Source organism: Bacillus sp. PSXD-155 (assembly GCF_049310765.1).
Lineage (GTDB): Bacteria > Bacillota > Bacilli > Bacillales > Bacillaceae_G > Bacillus_A > Bacillus_A cereus.
Genome location: NZ_JBMOWC010000014.1, coordinates 79,472 through 96,483, shown reverse-complemented (window position 1 = coordinate 96,483; position 17,012 = coordinate 79,472). Strand labels below are relative to the sequence as shown.

The following is a 17,012-nucleotide window of genomic DNA, read 5'->3' as shown; positions in this document are numbered from 1 at the left end:
TTTTATAACCGTATCAAATTTATAAAAAACATTTGACTTAGAGTATACTCTAACAAATACAATCTAACCATAAATGAATTTGAATTTAGGGGGATTTTATATGAAATACACGGTTATTACTGGCGCAAGTTCCGGAATTGGTTATGAAGCAGCTTTAGCATTTGCATCTCGCGGAAAAAATTTAGTACTTGTAGCTCGAAGACAAGAAGAATTAAACGGATTAAAATTGAAAATTAACGAAATGCATCCGGAGTTGGATGTTGTCATTCGAAGAACTGATTTATCTGTTACTGAAGATGTTTATAAACTTTATGAAAGCCTACAAGCTTTTCAAATTGAAACATGGATTAACAACGCAGGTTTTGGTAATTTCGCCTCAATTGCTGAACAAAATTTAAATAAAATCGAAACGATGTTACATGTAAATATAGAAGCACTAACAATACTCTCTTCTCTTTTCGTTCGAGATTATTCAATGGTTGATGGAACACAGCTTATTAACGTTTCATCGGGCGGCGGATACACAATTGTTGCTGATGCTGTTACGTATTGCGCTACGAAATTCTATGTAAGTGCATTTACAGAAGGGCTGTCTCACGAACTGAAAGAACAAGGCGCAAAACTGCAAGCAAAAGTTTTAGCTCCTGCTGCAACTGAAACAGAATTTGCGAAACGTTCATTTGATATTGATGAATTCCAATACGATAATGTTGTACCAAAATTCCACACTGCAAAACAAATGGCACAATTTATGCTCGATCTTTATGATAATGATAAAGTTGTAGGAATTGTCGACGGCTTAACATATAACTATGAACTTAAAGATCCACTTTATAATTTTGCCGTGAGACAAAAGAATTCAAATTCTTAATAACCTGTCCATTTCTTATGGAAATATATGTTCCCACTATATATGTAAATAATAGTGGGAGCTTTTTCTCTATAAAATTTTCATCCAACATACCGCACCATCGCCACTTCATCACAATAATCCACCTTTGGACAATATCTACAATCAATCCATACTTTCTCTGGCAACGCTTCTTTATTTATAAAATCAAATCCACACTTTTGAAAAAATACTGTTTCATATGTTAAGGAAATTACTCTTCTTACATTTATTTTCGTAGCTTCCTCCATTACATGATTTACGAGCATACGCCCTATCCCTTTCCCTGCATATGTATGCGAAACTACTAACGATCGTATTTCTGCAAGATCTTCTCCTAATACATGCAATCCAGCAACTCCAACAATTCTCTCGTCTTCTTTCATAACATATAAACATTGCAAATATTGATAAAGAGACAAAAGAGAACGTGGTAAAACAACTCCCTCTTTTGCATAAACCTCAATAAGACTATAAATTTCTTTCACATCACTCGTCACCGCATTACAGATTTTCATATTACATCCCCTTGCCCTTCAATATTAATATTTATAACTTTAAATGAATTTTAATTCATAATTTTATATAATAATACATCTCTCTTTTCTCCTCGTCAATCAGTTTATACAAACAAAAAACCAAGCAATCTAATCGATGCTCGGTTCCTCATTTCGTATCGGCAATACCGTCGAATATTTAATTTCACGAAGTGCTAAACTTGTCTGTATCCTTGTAATACCAAGCTTATTCAACTTTCTAATAAACTGCTCCAGTTCTTTACGATCACGATTTGCAACCTTTAATAAATAATCGTACTCTCCTGTTAAACAGTGACATTCTAACACTTCCGGCATCGATTCTAATTCTTTCTCCAACACTTCCAGCTTGTCAAATTGATGAATATTTGTACTCATAAAAATAAAACATAATAAATCAAATCCAAGCTTTTCTTGATTTAAAATCGCAACTTGCTTATCGATGAAACCTTCCCCATCCAATCTTTTTATTCTTGCATGCATCGCAGCCGGTGATAAATTAACGCGACGTGCCAGCTCTGCATTACTTACTTGTGACTCCTTCTGCAATATATCTAAAATTTGTACATCCAAATCATCCAACACTTTAATAACAGACGACTCCATTACAATTCCCCCTTTTTTTCTTACCGATGATTATTCGAAAAAACACCTTATACCTTACACAAAACTGAATATCATTCCGTAAATATCATTCATAACTAAATATTTTATCGAGTTTTAACCATTATACAAAAGAATATATTACACAATAAAGAAAAATGCTAAAATTATTTACAATTCGTATTGATTACAAAAAAGGGGATTTTAGCATGCCTTATTTTTACGTCTTTTTACTATTACTAACGAGCTTATTATGGGGAGGAAATTTTGTCGTTGGAAAATCACTCGTCGATCATGCATCGCCGATGACACTGACAAATTTAAGATGGATGATTGCGATTGTTTGTTTATTACCAATGGTATGGTTTAAAGAAAAGAAAATCCTTCCACCACGTACCGCAATACTTCCTTTAATATTGATGGGAATTTCAGGGGTCGCTCTTTTTAACATCTTTCAATTTTTAGCATTAGAAAAAACATCCGCTACGAATGTAGGTCTTATCTCTACATTGAATGCAATTTCAATCGCATTATTTTCAGTATTATTTCTAAAAGAAAAAGTAAATACACTCCAAATCCTATCCATGATTCTTTCATTCTTCGGGGTTATCCTCGTCCTATTAAAAGGGGATTTCTCGCTTTTATTTTCACTATATTTTAATAGTGGCGATTTATGGATGATTGCAGCAGTTTGTATTTGGGGAATCTATTCTGTTTGTAGTAAATGGGCAACAAAAACAACTACACCACTTATGGCAACGTTGTACTCTGGTATTTTCGGCGTTATTTTATTACTACCGTTTAACATAGGTAGCTTCACTGTTTCAAATATAAATACTTCTTTCATCACATCACTTTTATATACCGGGCTTATTTCGACAGTTCTTTGTATGGTATTTTGGAATATTGGTGTACAAAAATTAGGTGCAACTACATCAGGTATTTTTCTAAACTTCAATCCAATTTTCACAGCCATTTTAGCATTCATATTCCTCGGAGAAGAATTAACGTGGATACAAATTTTAGGAACAATTGTCGTTGTAACAGGATGTTATTTATTTTCTCATTTCAAAACTGTCGCTGTTCAGCCAACTAGAGCTTTAATGCGAAAACATTCTTAATGAAAAAACATCGTCATCTGGGTTGGCGATGTTTTTATTTACTCTTCATTTCTTTTATATACTGCTTTTCCTCTTCTGGCGATAAACGTTCCGTCGCCTTGCCAGTATCTCCACCTTGAAGGCTCCATAAAAAGTTATGCTCCTCAACAGTTTGAGAAAAATCTCCTTTTTCCCATCTATTTATAATAGAAAATAACTTCATTTTATATTGAAAACCTGTACTATTTTCAATATCTCTTTTTACATTAGAAATTTCCTTTTTTGTCATCTCTACAAATCCCCATTTTTCAGAGGATTTTACCTTTTGGTGGACCATTTTATGCATAGTAGAAATAATTTCACCTTCACTAATTTGCGGAGCTTCTTCTGCAGCTTTTTTCTCTTTTTCGTTTGCCGCTCGCTCAGTTTGAATATTTGTATTTTCTTTTTCCACATATGCAAGCAATTTCTTTCCGCCAACTATAGAAGAGATGATTACCGTAATGGTAATACATATACCTACAATCCATTTAAAAAGCATTAGCTCTTCATCGCTTCCCTAACAATATGACTATCTACATACTGCTTAAACTTCACGATTTTTCCATTTTCAAGCTGCCATACATGAATAAATTCTGCTTCAAATGATTTTCCTGTTTCTTTATAAACTCCAGAATACATACCTTCAGCAATAATTACATCTTTTCCGTTTACTTCATGATATGTATTTACACTTGCTTTATAATCATCCCATTCTGATCCTAAACGGCTAAATACATTTTCCATTATAGCTTCTACGCCTGTATATGTTCCGCCATACGGGAAACCTTCTGCCTCTGTCCATTCCACTTTTTCAGAGAGGGCTTCTGCTAAATGCTTTGCATTCGAAGAAGCTGATCCTTCATACGTGCTTTGAATAATTTCTAAATTTGATTTGGGCATATTACTTCCTCCCGTTTATTTATTTTTACACAAGACGTAACCAATATAGTTACATCTTGTGTAAAAAAATATTTAAATTGTTTCATTCGTAATTCATTAGTTGTAATCATTATAGTTACAATAATTCTTCAAGTCAACAATTTATAAATAAAATTTACTTCGTTTTCATTACTTTCTCTTTTAAGAAACGATCTACATATCCTTCTGCTTTTACTACGAATAAATACGCACCCATTGATAATAATGCAAGATCTAATTCATATCCTGGATTCTTTCCATCTCCTAATAAACCTGCTGCTCCATTTACCTTTACGATAGCTCCAGCTAAAATAAGAGCGAATAACAATCCTACATATCGTACACCTAAACCGATAATTAATAATATACCACCAACTAATTCTACAGTTGCTACGCCGTATGCAAGGCCACCTGGTAAACCGATGCTTGTAAACCATCCTGCTACATTATCGATACCTGATTGAAACTTTGCTAAACCGTGTGCAAAGAACGTAACTCCTAACACGATACGAATAATTAAATTCCCAATATATTGATTCATTTTGAACTCTCCTTTTTGTTTTGTTATGGTGAACTTTTATTTACAAGTCAAAACAATACGGTATTTTATTTCATTCGTCAAATACTTTTTTAAAGAAAACAAAAAACATTATCCGTTTTACGGATAATGTTTTCCTACAAAATAGCGCTAATTCAAGCTTTTATTCTATCGCATAGAAAAAGTTGAAACATTTTTCCAGCGCCAATATAAGGCAGTAAAGAAACGTCCTCTTCCACAACTATTCCAACAACATTCACTTTCTCATCCACAGGTAAATCATGTGTAGCAACTTGCATCTCCCCTGCATATCTACCGTACAATTCATTATCAATTGTAATGCTGCCTTTCTTTCTTACAATTGTATGCATCGGCTGTAAAACCACTCTATTTCCTTCCCTTGATTCTACAGATCGAATAACATCACGAGCCGGATCTAGTCTATTTGTATGCACTTGCTCCACCACTTTTAATACTTCTTTATCAGTTATAAATGATTTGTAACGCAATGGAATAATCCCTCTACTCGCACTAGCTACTTCTTGCATACTTTCCAAACTTGCGCTTATATCTCCAATCAATACTTTATCAACACCACAATCTTGAACAAGTTCTAAGTACGCTTCAAGCGGGCGCATATTGCGATGTTTTTCTAACGTTGGTAACCCTTCATATAACGGACCTCGTTTTTCCGCATCTCCTGGAATAAATGCCATCGTCTTTATTCCACACTTCTGTAAATATTGATTTTGTTTTTGTAAGAAGGACTTTGCTAGTCCTGTCTCTGGACGTGGATAAAAATTATGCCACGCTTCTACATTCTCTACTCTTATATGTTCTGCAAATAATTCTTTCCAAAATGGCTTTGTAATCGTACTCGCATTTAAAGCTACTTTCATCTTATGAGATACGCTTGCAATTTCTTTTGGCGCAATGCCGTAATCCATTCTTAAACCGGTAATGCCCCAGTCCAATAGTTCTTCCACATTTTCATATGTTAGCCCTAAATGATGTAACGATTTTGGAGAAACATCAACCATTAACTCCATTTCATGTGCAAGAGCTTGTTTCCCTAATATTTGAATTAACTCTTTATACATATTTGGATCATCTTCTGGAATGTGCAGTGATGTAAAAATAGATGTAAACCCATTTTCCTTCGCTACTTTTAGCCACTCTTCTTGTTTCTCTACTCGTTCTTTTGAAAGATAAATGGAAACTCCGATCATATAAATCTCCCTTTCTATTAATAGAAAAAGAGAAAGGAATCCCTTTCTCTATATGTTTTCTGCCATTTCTTCTTTAAATCCGAAGAAGTACGTAAAGATAAATCCGAAAGCATATGCAATTACTAAACCTAAGAAATAGAGTAAATATTTATTGTCAGCAATTAACGGAATTAAAGATAGCCCTGATACGCCAATTCCAAGAGAAGCTGTTTGCATAACTGCTTGGAATGCACCACCGACAGCCGCTCCTAAACAAGCAGTAATAAACGGTTTCCCAAGTGGTAATGTCACCCCGTATAATAACGGCTCACCAATTCCTAAAAAGCCAACTGGCAATCCACCTTTAATTACGTTACGAAGTCGTTTGTTTTTTGTTTTCACATAAACCGCAATTGCTGCGCCCACTTGGCCAGCACCAGCCATTGCGAGCACTGGTAATAAAGGTGTTACGTGTGTTTGATTAATAAATTCCATATGAATTGGTGTTAAACCGTGATGCAATCCGACCATAACGAGAGGTAAAAATGTTCCCGCAAGTACTGCGCCAGCAAATGCTCCGCCAATATTTAAAATAGCATTAATTCCGCTCGTAATACCATCTGATAAGAAACCTGCTAATGGCTGAATGGCTAACATCGTTACGATACTTACAACTAATACAGTAATGAGTGGTGTCACGATTATATCAACTGCATTTGGCACTGCTTTTCGAACTTGTCTTTCCACTACAACCATAAGCCATGCTGCAAAAATAACTGCAAACAATCCGCCCCGTCCGGGCACTAATGCTTCACCAAACAATTTTACGTTTGCCATCGCCGGATTGAAAATTAAAATACCAGCAATTGCCCCAAGAACCGATGTCCCGCCAAATTCTTTCGCTGTATTCCAGCCGACTAAAATTCCTAAGAATGTAAAGATACCGCCGCCAATGAGTAGTAACATTTGTAACCACGTTGCATTTGGATCAGCACCAGCATTTTTCGCAAAGTTAGCAACCCCGTTTATAATTCCTGACGCAACAAGCCCCGGAATTAATGGGATGAAAATACTTCCTATTTTTCGTAAAAAGTTTTTCACCGGTGTATTATTTTTCTTCTTAATCTCTGATTTCATCTCTTGCCCAATATCTTCAAGGTGATGATCTGCTACCTCACCAATTCGTAGTCCTGTCAAACCTTCCATTTCAGCTGCTACTTTATTTACTGTTCCTGGACCAACGACAACTTGAAGCGTCTCATCTTCTATAACACCCATAACGCCTTCAACTTTTTTCAAAAGGTCCATATTTACTTTACTTTCATCATGAAGCGTTAAACGTAGTCTCGTCATACAATGAGCAATACTACGAATATTTTTTATTCCCCCAAGTTGCTCCGAAATTTCCTTGGCCATTCTCTCTTCTTTCTTCATAATAGAATCCCCCTCCCTATTACTTTATAGTGCTTTCTTCACAAACCCTTTTGCGTATTTTAGTTTCTCCAGTGCTTCCCCATACTCACACCGCAACAACACCATAACAATGGCAGCTTTTACGTTACGTTCTGCCTTTTCATAATACTCTGCCGCTACTTCATAACTAGCGCCTGTTGCTTCCACAATAATTCGTTTTGACCGTTCTACTAACTTTTCATTTGTGGATTGAACATCTACCATTAAGTTTTTATATACTTTTCCTACACCAATCATCGAAGCTGTTGAAATCATATTCAGCACTAATTTTTGTGCTGTACCAGCTTTTAAACGCGTTGATCCTGTTAATATTTCTGCACCTGTCTCTACTTCCACATTTAACTTTGCATATTTACTTATTTCAGCATTTTTATTACAAGAAATACTCGCTGTACTCGCTCCTACGCTCTGTGCGTATTTCAAGCCGCCAATTACGTAAGGAGTTCTGCCACTTGCAGCAATTCCAATCACTGTATCTTTCTCATTTAATCCAATACTTTTTAAATCTTCTTCTGCTAACTCTTCGCGATCTTCGGCACCTTCCACCGCTTTAGTAAACGCTTTCAATCCACCTGCTATAAATCCTTGCACCATTTTATCATCCGTGCCAAATGTCGGCGGACATTCCACTGCATCTAGAATACCTAAACGACCACTCGTACCAGCACCAATGTAAATTAAGCGTCCCTCTTCTTCAAAAGATTGAATAACAGTCTGTACAACCTTTTCAATTTGTTCTATCTCTTTTTCAACTGCTAACGCAACAGTTCGATCTTCTTCATTCATACTGTGTAACACTTCTTTTATGCTCATTTCATCCAGATTCATTGTTTTCTCATTACGATGTTCTGTCGATAAATTTTCTAACATATTGCCACCCTCTTTGAAATTATATTTCACACTTTTATTATAACTTTAAGAAACTAAAAATCAATAACTCTTTCTTATTTTATGAAATAAAATTTCACAGAATGACATATTTGTGTCAAAGATAATAAAAAAGATGAGTCTCCTCATCTTTTCTTCTACTTTAACTTCCGTAACCGCAACGCTTCTTCTCGCGTCTCCATAAATTGATCCAATACTTTATTACCAATTCGATTGAAAGTAATCACATATAAAGCATCGATCATATTCAATTGTGTCATTCTCGAAGCAATACTCGCAATACGATGATCTTGTTCTACATCTGGCATACAAAGGCGAATATCCGCTTCTTTATATAGGGGTGATGATTGATCTAATTTCGTAATTCCAATAACAGTTGCACCTTGTCTCTTTGCATACTGCGCCATTTCAAGCACATCTTTCGTTCGACCAGATGTTGAAATCGCAACAAATATATCGCCTTCTTTTAAATTCGTCACAAGTGGCAATATCATATGAAAATCAGATAGCATCATCGCTGTAAATCCAAGCCGCGTAAATTTATAAGCCCCGTCCATTGCTGGCGTAGCTGATCCGCCTACTCCGTAAAATATAATTTTATTCGCATTTACAATAAGATCTGCAGCTTTCTCAAGTTCCCTCTTATCTATTGCAGTAACACTCGCCTCAATTGCAGCTTTATTCACATAAGTAACTTTATTAAATAAATCATACGGTCCATCTTCTGTATTCATCACTGAAAAATCGTTAATATTATAATCAGCAATCGTTAATTCACGAACGAGTGCTATCTTAAATGCTTTAAAACTTCCGATTCCAATCGATTTACAAAAGCGAACGACACTCGCTTCACTTGCGCCTGCATTCGTTGACACTTCTTTCGTCGTTAAATTCGGTACAATTTCTGCATTCTCCATTATGTACATGGCAACCTTCTTCTCAGCTGGTGAAAATTGATCCATATTACTTTCAATTTTAAATAGTAATGTTGAAGCTTTCACTATTTAACCTCCACTTCTTACGGTTGCGTTCACTTATTTTCTCTTGCTTCAAGAAGGTAATAACCATCATCGCCAGGAGGATGAAACACATTTACAATGCGATTCCCTTTTTGATAAACAGTTCTTTCCCCTTCTGTCCACTTCTTTTCCCAACCGTTCATCCAAATAGCAACATCAGGTAAAAAAGCAGTATATTTCAGCTTCTGACCGTACTCACCATCTGCTTCTTCCGAAAAAATAGAAACCGGAAAATCTTTCACTTTTGATTCTTTCCATGCAGTAAATGGTATACATACTGCAATAAGTACGATTACACCGATAACCTTCTCCTTCGTAATCTTCACACTTCCCTCTCCTTGTCATATCACATACATAGATTTTACCATAATTACAAACCCTTCATACTATATGATCATTGCTTTTGGGAATAAAAAAAGAGCTTACCTACATCAGATAAGCCCTTCCTCTCTATACAAAATATTTCTTCAAAAGTGGCGGTGTAATAATCGTCGTCAATATAACAACAATAACAATCGCTGTGAAATTTTCTTTCGCTAATAAATTCGCCGTAAGTCCATTTGCTGCGATGATAAGCGCTACTTCACCACGTGATACCATCCCCGCGCCAATACTAATAGAAGATTGGAGGTTAAACCCTGTCAGCCTTGCTCCTAAACCTGATCCGATTAACTTTGTGAAAATCGCAATGAGAGTCATAATAATAATGAACCAAAGCTGGCTTCCAATGCCTTGAAATGTAATTTCCATTCCGATACTTACGAAGAATACTGGAACAAATATTGCATAAGCGATCGGTTCAATTTTATGTTCCACTTCATGCTTATACTCTGTTTGAGAAATAGCAATTCCCGCGGCAAATGCTCCAATAATACCTGCAATTCCCATCATTTCACTGTAATAAGAAAAAGAAAAGCAAATAATAAGAGCCGCGCTAATTAACGCTTCTGTTACACGAAGCGGTACAAGCATTTTCATAATCCAAGGAACGACTTTCCAAGCAATAAAAACAATACTTACAAAGAAAATAATTTTCTTTGCAATGACAAGTGTTATATTCACATCTTGTGTTCCTAAAAAACTCATTACAAATGCCAATAAAATAACGACAATGACATCATCAAATACGGCAGCACCTAAAATTGTTGTACTTTCTCTCGTATTCATTTTTCCTAAATCACGTAGCGTCTGCACCGTAATACTAACCGATGTTGCGCAAAGTAATAACCCTAAAAAAATGGCATGGGACTGTATTAATCCAAACAGTAACCCTGTTACATAACCACCGATGAAAGGAAAAATAATTCCACCAGCCGCTACTGCAAATGACGATTTCAAATTCCGATTTAACTCTTCTAAATCTGTTTCAAGTCCCGCCATAAACATAAGTAGCAAAACACCAATCTCACTCAGTTCATCAATCAGTTCAGAACTATTAATAATACCGAGTACAGCCGGACCGATAATAATACCAACAATTAACTTACCAAGTACAGAAGGCTGACCCAGTCTCACACTAATGTCACCAGCTAATTTCGTACAAAGTAAAATGACGACAAGTTCAAAATAAAATAACATAGCATCTGCTCCTACTTTAACTTTAATCAGTGGGTCGTTAACCCCCGTCCATTTCTGCAAGTAGTTTCCCCTATTGATCCGAATTTTATTTTTCATATTTTTATTTGACAAAATATTCTGAATTATATTAAGATTAATCCAGCAATTTTAAAAACTACATACCATAACTGCACCTCCACTTCCTTACTTACTCTTTTTTAATGGGCTCATACTATAGTCGCAGTTATGGAAATGAAAAAACGGGGGGAGAGTCCAAAGTGAAGTCATTATTACGAAAAAAAGCGCTTAGTACTGAATCACCAAAGCAGCTAGATAGAACATTAACTGCACTCGATTTAACGTTTTTAGGAATCGGCGCCGTAATTGGGACAGGGATCTTTGTATTAACAGGTATTGTTGCAGCAAAACATTCTGGTCCTGGTATTATGCTATCATTTCTTATTGCTGCATTTACTTGTGCTTGTGTAGCCTTTTGTTATGCTGAATTTGCTTCTTCTATTCCTGTCTCAGGAAGTGTGTATACTTACGCATACATGACAGTCGGAGAAGTCGTCGCCTTCATCGTCGGATGGTGTTTAATGCTCGAATATTTACTTGCCGTTGCAGCAGTAGCTGTCGGTTGGTCTGGTTATTTGCAATCATTACTACAAGGGTTCAATATACACCTGCCCGCCATAATCGCCTCGGCCCCCGGCGTAGGAAAAGGTGGTCTCATCGATTTACCAGCTGTCTGCATTTTACTTCTTATTACTGGCCTTTTAAGTTTTGGTATACGTGAAAGTGCACGCATTAATAATATTATGGTTCTTATTAAACTAGCTGTTATCATTGCCTTTATCGTAGCAGGTGCAAAATATGTAAAACCTGAAAATTGGACACCGTTCATCCCATTCGGATACGACGGTATTATTACTGGGGCTGCCACTGTGTTCTTCGCCTTCTTAGGATTTGATGCAATCGCAACCGCTGCAGAAGAAACGAAAAAACCGCAGCGTGACTTACCAATTGGTATTATCGGTTCTCTTCTTATTTGTACTGTTTTATATATGATTGTATCTTTCGTTTTAACAGGTATGGTTCCTTATACGCAATTAGACGTTTCTGATCCAGTTGCATTTGCATTGCATTTCGTTGGTGAGGACACAATTGCAGGACTACTCGCTGTTGGAGCGATGACTGGAATGACAACCGTTCTCTTAGTCGTTATGTATGGACAAGTTCGCGTTTCGTATGCAATGAGCCGTGACGGTCTACTTCCAAAAGCGCTAGCACGTGTAAATAAAAGAGTAAAAATCCCTTTATTAAATACGTGGATTACTGGCGTTGTTGCTGCTTTATTAGCAGGACTTTTAGATTTACATTTGCTAGCGAATTTAGTAAACATCGGTACGTTAACAGCCTTTACATTCGTTTGCTGCGCTGTACTTATTTTACGAAAAACACATCCTGATTTAAAACGTGGATTCCGTACACCTTTCGTACCTGTATTACCAGTTGTCGCGATTCTTTGCTGCTTATATTTAATGATCAATTTGTCTAAAACAACATGGATTAGCTTTGCCGTTTGGCTTATAGTCGGCTTATGCTTCTATTTCTTCTACTCTAGAAAGCATAGTCACTTAGCTACCGAAAAAACGAATGATGAAAAGAAAAAAGCATAACAAAATAGCTCGCCGATAAAACGGCGAGCTATCTTTCTGTACTATTATATTTTTTCGTTAACGACTGTAAAATGAAAAATATGCCAATGCAAGCTGTAAACCATGCCCAATTTCCTATTGGCGTTGCGTATTTAACAATTCCAATACCTACAAGTAATAGGAAAATAATCACCTGATATATGAGCTTCCACTTTTGCATATATTCCCTCCTTTACTTCGTTCCCTTCTTTTTATTCTTCCAGGCATTCAAACTATCAAAGAAAAAGTTAATAAATAACGTTCCTAGTCCTGCTAATAAGAAAGTCATTAAAAATAAAACCCAAATACTTTTCTCTTTTAAGAAATAATATCCTACAAGGAGCACAACCGCAATCCATACATATTCAAGAATTCTTTTTAGCTTTTTCTGTTCCAAATTATTCGCTCCTTCATTCTATACTACTTTTAGTATAACAAAAAAGAAGCCTATCATGATAAGCTTCTTTTCTTCTCTCTTATTTGTTTATGCTTTTTTCAACAAGTGAAATCGTATACTCTAAAGTACGATTCATCGTTTCTACCTGTGCATCTTTTACTTTTACATCTTTCACTACAGCTTCGGCCACTGTAATTTTTTGACTCAATGCTTTCACTGAACCGTCCGTTACATTTGCATCTTGCGCTTTTTTCACTACTACTTTTGCAGATTCAATATTGATTTGTAATTTTTCTTTCGGTGTTTTCGGTTGTTCTACTACTTTAGATTGTACAAATGTTGCATTAGCTGTTTTTAATTCGTTATATGTTTGAACGATTTGCTCTCCCGTACTCCCTACATTTTCAAACACTTGTTTTGCATTATTATAGCTTTTCTCTAGTTCTTGAAATGCTTCCTTTGAATATTGACCTGGTTTATCACCAAATTCATACGTACCAGCTAGCACTTCCTTTACTTTTCCAAGCTCTTCAAATAACGCAGTTACTTGCTCTAACTTCGTACGGTTAGAGAACTCATTGTACGCTGCTAATACTTCTGAAGAACTTAACGCTTTACTATATAATTTCGCAAGCGCAATTTGTCCATTTAACGGAATACCACCATTTCCGTTACTATCAGGATCCGCTCCAAATGCAAATGGTACGTTTGGATGATACACTTTCCCAGTAGCTGGCTGGCTATTTACTTTTTTACCATCTACGTAAATTGCCACTTCACTTCCGTTATACGTTCCTGTTAAGTGATACGTTTTGTTCGCTTCTAATTGAACTCCAACACGTTTATAGCTGCCGCCAATTTGAGCCCATAATTCAACATATCCACTTCCTGTAGACTCAAATCCAATTCCGCCGCTCTCTGTATTTTGCAAAATACCTTGACCACGGATTTGATTCATTGAAAATACCGTTTCTAGCGTAAATGTATTTGCTACTTTCTCTTTTTGTGCTGCTGAAAATGGAAGGTATCCAAATGTATTAGATTGTCCGTTTAACTTCATAACATTCTTTTTCAATGCTTTATCATATTCAATAGTCACATTGCCCTTCACATCACCTTTTGTACCAAATGGTGAATTGTCTTTAAATGTACCATCTGGAAAGTTTACATCGAAAACATCAGCTTTTGGTACTTTCACATTCGGGTCAATATTATCTTTTTTCGTAGTAATTTCCACAGTTAACGGCTGCGCGGTTTCATTGCCAAATGAATCAATCGCAACGACTTCAAGTGTATATGTTTTCCCGCCATCTAACCCTGCAAGCGTAAACGTAAGATCTTTTGGCACTGGATCACGATAAAACTCTGAGAATGCTAACAATTTATTTTTTATTTCACCCGTTTGCTTATCTCTAGCCTGTACACGGTAAGAGTGAACAAGAAGGTTGTCCAATGCTTGCGGGAATGTTACTGTTGCCGCATTTTCTGTTACATTTGATACAGCAAGCTTTGCATCCTTAGCAAAGTAAGGCTTTTCTTTATCACGATCTTCTACATGTGTAAATGTTTCTTTCTTTGCTGGTAATTTAATTTTCCAAGGCTCGCCTGTCCAAGAATTCGTATGGAAATCACGACGATTAATCGTTACTTCTTTATCATCTACTTCTACTAATAAACCTTGGCTTAACGTACTAGCTCCTGGCGGGATATTCCCTTGTACTTTACCACCTTCAACTTCCATATAACTTACTGAAGATGTACCAACTGATGTAAAGTCTTTTTGATGAATCGATCTTGGATCGTCTAACGGATAATGCGAATGACCTGAAAACGTAATAACTTGTGGATATTCCTTTAATACTGCATTAATTTTTGCGCTATCTTGTGTTCCCCATTCATGACTACCGTACACTGTATCTTTAATATGTTGATGTAAAAATACAAAAATCGGTTTTTCTGGATCATCTTTTTGCGCTTTTGCCATTTCTTCTTTTAACCAATTAATTTGCTTGTCCGAATAATAGCCATGAGTTGTTCCATTCTCTGGAGACATAACAAGGAAGTGATAACCTTTTACCACTTTATGATAATAAATTGATTCCATACCTGTTTTTTCTAAGAAACGCTTCTGCGCACCTTCTACAGATAAACCGTTCCAATAATCATGGTTACCAAGAGAATTCATTCGCACAGCATCTTTATTTGCATTTTCATTGTACACTTGCATGAAACGATCATATTGCTGCACCGATCCTGTATCCGTGAAATCACCTACAATAACAAATGCATCTTGCTTCGGTGCTAATGTATTAAACTGTTCGATCGCTCTTTTCCAGCGAAACGTATCATCTGTTCCACTATTTTTAATATGCACATCACTTACAACTGGAAAAACTATCTTCTTCTCACTTGATGCCTTTTCTTGCTTTTTCTCTTCCGCCTTGACTGATGTACTCCACGGAAATGATACGAACGCTAATACAAAAACCATTAATAATCCAATAAGGCCTTTTACTTTTCTTAAAGCATTTCTGTCCACGTGAATCCTCCTCATAATAATTGATTCATTACAAGGGCTATTTTATCTAATACATGTTAATGTCGTTTAAATAACAAATGAACTTTATTAGATTTTTGTAAATATACAGTTAATTAGAAATTAAGTCCAACATTCCTCGTACTACTGTATACAACCACCTTTTGTCTAAAAGAGTCTGATCATTCTTTTCCTATGACTATTCACATATAATCTTTTCTATAACGCTAATGATAAGTTAAGGTTTAAGCCTATTAGACAATCTTAATTTTTAATATTTCCTTCTTTTTTTAACACATCGGCCATGCTTTTACATTTAATAGTAGTAAAAGACAACTTAAAAGGAGGGGTTGTATTGAAGAATAAAAAAAATATCGGTTGTTTCGCTCCTTTATCTATTATTTGTCCAGACCCTTGTCCACCGCCCCCTCCTCCAAATCCAAATTGCGAGCGAGTAACAAATGAATTTGCAGGGAATTTCCTCATAACTAATAACACCATCCCATCTGCCAAAGATGCATCACAATCAATGATACTATGGCAAAGTGATGGGATATTACTTATATCAGGTACTGTCTCGGTTTACAATAGTACTAGCAGCACCGAAACAATTACAATTCAAATCGTTGGAACAGTAACCAATATTTTCACTGTGTTTCCTGGTAATACAATATCGTACACAGGAAAAGACTTACACTCGGTCAGTATTATCAATATAACAAGTAATCCTTCACTATATTTAGAAGGCAAGTACTGTTGCGAATTTACATGTTGCTTATAGAATACCAATTTCATTATTTCCTTAATATAAAAAGCATACCGTTCATGGTATGCTTTTTATGAGATTGGATAACGTACTGTAATACAAAACTCTCCTTGATTAACAGTCGTTCCTGTCGTAGTAATTCGGACAGTAGTAAAATATCGGACAGTGAAAGTACCACTGCTTTGTGGTTGTACAGTAATTGTATCAACTACTGTTGCACCTACTAAAAAATCAACTGTAATCGGGTTGGCTCCTACATCATATTTCACGTAACCTGAACCATATACTTCTTGCGTGATATTATTTGTATATACAATTTGAGTACCAGCACCTGTAATAGACCAGTCTGTACATACTTGGTCTTGCACAAGTGTTTTATTAGAACAACAAGACAAACTGGAACTTCTCATTCCCATTTCGATCCTCTCCTATTCTGCTATGAAAGTGGATAACGTGTTGTAATACAAAATTCTCCCTGATACGTTCCAGCAGGTGTTGCAGGTAACACAACTTGTATACTATCAAAGCGACGATACGTAAAAGCAATACTCGTTCCTGGGTTTAATGTTTGTGTATCAATTGTACCCCCAGCAGAATCAAGTGCTTCTACAGTAATTGGGCCTGGTCCAACATCATATTTAACAAAACCAGTACCAACTACGTTTTGGTTAATATTATTTGTATAGAGAACATTATCAATTGCTGTTGCAACTACAGTAGCAGACCACGGACTACACACTTTATCTTGTACATAATTTTTATCTGGACAACAAGTTAATGCTGACCCTGAGCACTCACAAGACATAGTTGTTTCCCCTCTCTCTTTTATATTCCCTATATGT

At 35.9% G+C, this 17,012-nt stretch carries 21 protein-coding genes; 4 read left to right on the top strand and 17 right to left on the bottom strand.

Features of this window, described 5'->3' with window-relative positions:
- Window positions 1-100 precede the first annotated feature (100 nt).
- On the top strand, window positions 101-871 hold the full coding sequence (locus tag ACO6VI_RS17205; protein WP_000878082.1) for an SDR family NAD(P)-dependent oxidoreductase: 771 nt from the start codon (window positions 101-103) through the stop codon (window positions 869-871).
- Window positions 872-951: 80 nt separating this feature from the next.
- On the opposite strand, the gene ACO6VI_RS17200 is transcribed toward ACO6VI_RS17205, so the two are convergent.
- Complete coding sequence (locus ACO6VI_RS17200) at window positions 952-1,407, bottom strand: N-acetyltransferase (protein WP_063546541.1); 456 nt, start codon at window positions 1,405-1,407, stop codon at window positions 952-954.
- Between the two features lie 129 nt (window positions 1,408-1,536).
- Window positions 1,537-2,031, bottom strand: coding sequence for an Lrp/AsnC family transcriptional regulator (locus ACO6VI_RS17195; protein WP_000446097.1), 495 nt, complete (start codon window positions 2,029-2,031; stop codon window positions 1,537-1,539).
- A gap of 206 nt (window positions 2,032-2,237) precedes the next feature.
- Here ACO6VI_RS17195 and ACO6VI_RS17190 point away from each other — a divergent pair, with 206 nt between their 5' ends.
- Window positions 2,238-3,149 (top strand): DMT family transporter, encoded by a 912-nt coding sequence (locus ACO6VI_RS17190; RefSeq protein ID WP_063546539.1) that lies wholly within the window; start codon window positions 2,238-2,240, stop codon window positions 3,147-3,149.
- A gap of 34 nt (window positions 3,150-3,183) precedes the next feature.
- Here the strand turns inward: ACO6VI_RS17190 and ACO6VI_RS17185 are convergent, their stop codons facing one another.
- The 9 genes from ACO6VI_RS17185 to ACO6VI_RS17145 form a co-directional block, all read right to left on the bottom strand.
- Window positions 3,184-3,669, bottom strand: a complete 486-nt coding sequence (locus ACO6VI_RS17185; protein ID WP_088021528.1) for a PRK06770 family protein — start codon at window positions 3,667-3,669, stop codon at window positions 3,184-3,186.
- Window positions 3,669-4,070 carry a nuclear transport factor 2 family protein gene (locus tag ACO6VI_RS17180; protein WP_023521238.1) on the bottom strand — a complete coding sequence of 134 codons (402 nt, stop codon included), beginning with the start codon at window positions 4,068-4,070 and terminating at the stop codon, window positions 3,669-3,671. The genes ACO6VI_RS17185 and ACO6VI_RS17180 overlap by 1 nt, the downstream gene beginning before the upstream one ends.
- Before the next feature lie 154 nt (window positions 4,071-4,224).
- Complete coding sequence (locus tag ACO6VI_RS17175) at window positions 4,225-4,629, bottom strand: DoxX family protein (protein WP_001077751.1); 405 nt, start codon at window positions 4,627-4,629, stop codon at window positions 4,225-4,227.
- 152 nt (window positions 4,630-4,781) lie between these two features.
- On the bottom strand, window positions 4,782-5,855 hold the full coding sequence (locus ACO6VI_RS17170; protein ID WP_023521237.1) for a DUF871 domain-containing protein: 1,074 nt from the start codon (window positions 5,853-5,855) through the stop codon (window positions 4,782-4,784).
- Window positions 5,856-5,903: 48 nt separating this feature from the next.
- On the bottom strand, window positions 5,904-7,268 hold the full coding sequence (locus tag ACO6VI_RS17165) for a PTS transporter subunit EIIC (RefSeq protein ID WP_088021527.1): 1,365 nt from the start codon (window positions 7,266-7,268) through the stop codon (window positions 5,904-5,906).
- A gap of 24 nt (window positions 7,269-7,292) precedes the next feature.
- Window positions 7,293-8,177 carry an N-acetylmuramic acid 6-phosphate etherase gene (murQ, locus tag ACO6VI_RS17160; protein WP_063546529.1) on the bottom strand — a complete coding sequence of 295 codons (885 nt, stop codon included), beginning with the start codon at window positions 8,175-8,177 and terminating at the stop codon, window positions 7,293-7,295.
- A gap of 155 nt (window positions 8,178-8,332) precedes the next feature.
- On the bottom strand, window positions 8,333-9,196 hold the full coding sequence (locus tag ACO6VI_RS17155; protein ID WP_088021526.1) for a MurR/RpiR family transcriptional regulator: 864 nt from the start codon (window positions 9,194-9,196) through the stop codon (window positions 8,333-8,335).
- Between the two features lie 29 nt (window positions 9,197-9,225).
- Window positions 9,226-9,540, bottom strand: a complete 315-nt coding sequence (locus tag ACO6VI_RS17150) for a hypothetical protein (protein WP_000704958.1) — start codon at window positions 9,538-9,540, stop codon at window positions 9,226-9,228.
- A gap of 124 nt (window positions 9,541-9,664) precedes the next feature.
- Window positions 9,665-10,888 (bottom strand): cation:proton antiporter, encoded by a 1,224-nt coding sequence (locus ACO6VI_RS17145; protein WP_050457855.1) that lies wholly within the window; start codon window positions 10,886-10,888, stop codon window positions 9,665-9,667.
- Between the two features lie 104 nt (window positions 10,889-10,992).
- On the opposite strand from ACO6VI_RS17145, the gene ACO6VI_RS17140 reads away from it, so the two are divergent.
- The gene (locus ACO6VI_RS17140; protein WP_153592908.1) at window positions 10,993-12,453 is read left to right on the top strand and encodes an amino acid permease; all 1,461 of its coding nucleotides are present in this window, start codon (window positions 10,993-10,995) and stop codon (window positions 12,451-12,453) included.
- A gap of 28 nt (window positions 12,454-12,481) precedes the next feature.
- Here the strand turns inward: ACO6VI_RS17140 and ACO6VI_RS17135 are convergent, their stop codons facing one another.
- The 4 genes from ACO6VI_RS17135 to ACO6VI_RS17120 form a co-directional block, all read right to left on the bottom strand.
- A complete protein-coding gene (locus ACO6VI_RS17135; protein ID WP_001174839.1) occupies window positions 12,482-12,652 on the bottom strand; it encodes a hypothetical protein in 171 nt (56 codons plus the stop codon).
- A 12-nt stretch (window positions 12,653-12,664) separates the two neighbouring features.
- Window positions 12,665-12,868, bottom strand: a complete 204-nt coding sequence (locus ACO6VI_RS17130; RefSeq protein WP_000435797.1) for a hypothetical protein — start codon at window positions 12,866-12,868, stop codon at window positions 12,665-12,667.
- A gap of 79 nt (window positions 12,869-12,947) precedes the next feature.
- Window positions 12,948-15,407: a LamG-like jellyroll fold domain-containing protein gene (locus ACO6VI_RS17125; RefSeq protein WP_422423707.1), complete on the bottom strand. Its 2,460-nt coding sequence runs from the start codon at window positions 15,405-15,407 to the stop codon at window positions 12,948-12,950.
- A 261-nt stretch (window positions 15,408-15,668) separates the two neighbouring features.
- On the bottom strand, window positions 15,669-15,917 hold the full coding sequence (locus ACO6VI_RS17120; RefSeq protein WP_003269593.1) for a hypothetical protein: 249 nt from the start codon (window positions 15,915-15,917) through the stop codon (window positions 15,669-15,671).
- Between ACO6VI_RS17120 and ACO6VI_RS17115 the strand changes: the two genes are divergently transcribed.
- Entirely contained in the window at window positions 15,802-16,185 is a 384-nt protein-coding gene (locus ACO6VI_RS17115) for an S-Ena type endospore appendage (protein ID WP_230387347.1), read from the top strand. The two genes, ACO6VI_RS17120 and ACO6VI_RS17115, sit on opposite strands and share 116 nt — an antisense overlap.
- A 56-nt stretch (window positions 16,186-16,241) precedes the next feature.
- Here the strand turns inward: ACO6VI_RS17115 and ACO6VI_RS17110 are convergent, their stop codons facing one another.
- A complete protein-coding gene (locus ACO6VI_RS17110) occupies window positions 16,242-16,586 on the bottom strand; it encodes a DUF3992 domain-containing protein (RefSeq protein ID WP_000525819.1) in 345 nt (114 codons plus the stop codon).
- Window positions 16,587-16,606: 20 nt separating this feature from the next.
- Window positions 16,607-16,975 carry a DUF3992 domain-containing protein gene (locus ACO6VI_RS17105; protein WP_001277540.1) on the bottom strand — a complete coding sequence of 123 codons (369 nt, stop codon included), beginning with the start codon at window positions 16,973-16,975 and terminating at the stop codon, window positions 16,607-16,609.
- Window positions 16,976-17,012 lie beyond the last annotated feature (37 nt).

Coding starts and splice junctions, on each gene's coding strand:
- ACO6VI_RS17205 (WP_000878082.1), top strand. CDS start 101: ATGAAATACACGGTTATTACTGGCGCAAGTTCCGGAATTGGTTATGAA.
- ACO6VI_RS17200 (WP_063546541.1), bottom strand. CDS start 1,407: ATGAAAATCTGTAATGCGGTGACGAGTGATGTGAAAGAAATTTATAGT.
- ACO6VI_RS17195 (WP_000446097.1), bottom strand. CDS start 2,031: ATGGAGTCGTCTGTTATTAAAGTGTTGGATGATTTGGATGTACAAATT.
- ACO6VI_RS17190 (WP_063546539.1), top strand. CDS start 2,238: ATGCCTTATTTTTACGTCTTTTTACTATTACTAACGAGCTTATTATGG.
- ACO6VI_RS17185 (WP_088021528.1), bottom strand. CDS start 3,669: ATGCTTTTTAAATGGATTGTAGGTATATGTATTACCATTACGGTAATC.
- ACO6VI_RS17180 (WP_023521238.1), bottom strand. CDS start 4,070: ATGCCCAAATCAAATTTAGAAATTATTCAAAGCACGTATGAAGGATCA.
- ACO6VI_RS17175 (WP_001077751.1), bottom strand. CDS start 4,629: ATGAATCAATATATTGGGAATTTAATTATTCGTATCGTGTTAGGAGTT.
- ACO6VI_RS17170 (WP_023521237.1), bottom strand. CDS start 5,855: ATGATCGGAGTTTCCATTTATCTTTCAAAAGAACGAGTAGAGAAACAA.
- ACO6VI_RS17165 (WP_088021527.1), bottom strand. CDS start 7,268: ATGAAGAAAGAAGAGAGAATGGCCAAGGAAATTTCGGAGCAACTTGGG.
- murQ (WP_063546529.1), bottom strand. CDS start 8,177: ATGTTAGAAAATTTATCGACAGAACATCGTAATGAGAAAACAATGAAT.
- ACO6VI_RS17145 (WP_050457855.1), bottom strand. CDS start 10,888: ATGAAAAATAAAATTCGGATCAATAGGGGAAACTACTTGCAGAAATGG.
- ACO6VI_RS17140 (WP_153592908.1), top strand. CDS start 10,993: ATGGGCTCATACTATAGTCGCAGTTATGGAAATGAAAAAACGGGGGGA.
- ACO6VI_RS17135 (WP_001174839.1), bottom strand. CDS start 12,652: ATGCAAAAGTGGAAGCTCATATATCAGGTGATTATTTTCCTATTACTT.
- ACO6VI_RS17110 (WP_000525819.1), bottom strand. CDS start 16,586: ATGGGAATGAGAAGTTCCAGTTTGTCTTGTTGTTCTAATAAAACACTT.
- ACO6VI_RS17105 (WP_001277540.1), bottom strand. CDS start 16,975: ATGTCTTGTGAGTGCTCAGGGTCAGCATTAACTTGTTGTCCAGATAAA.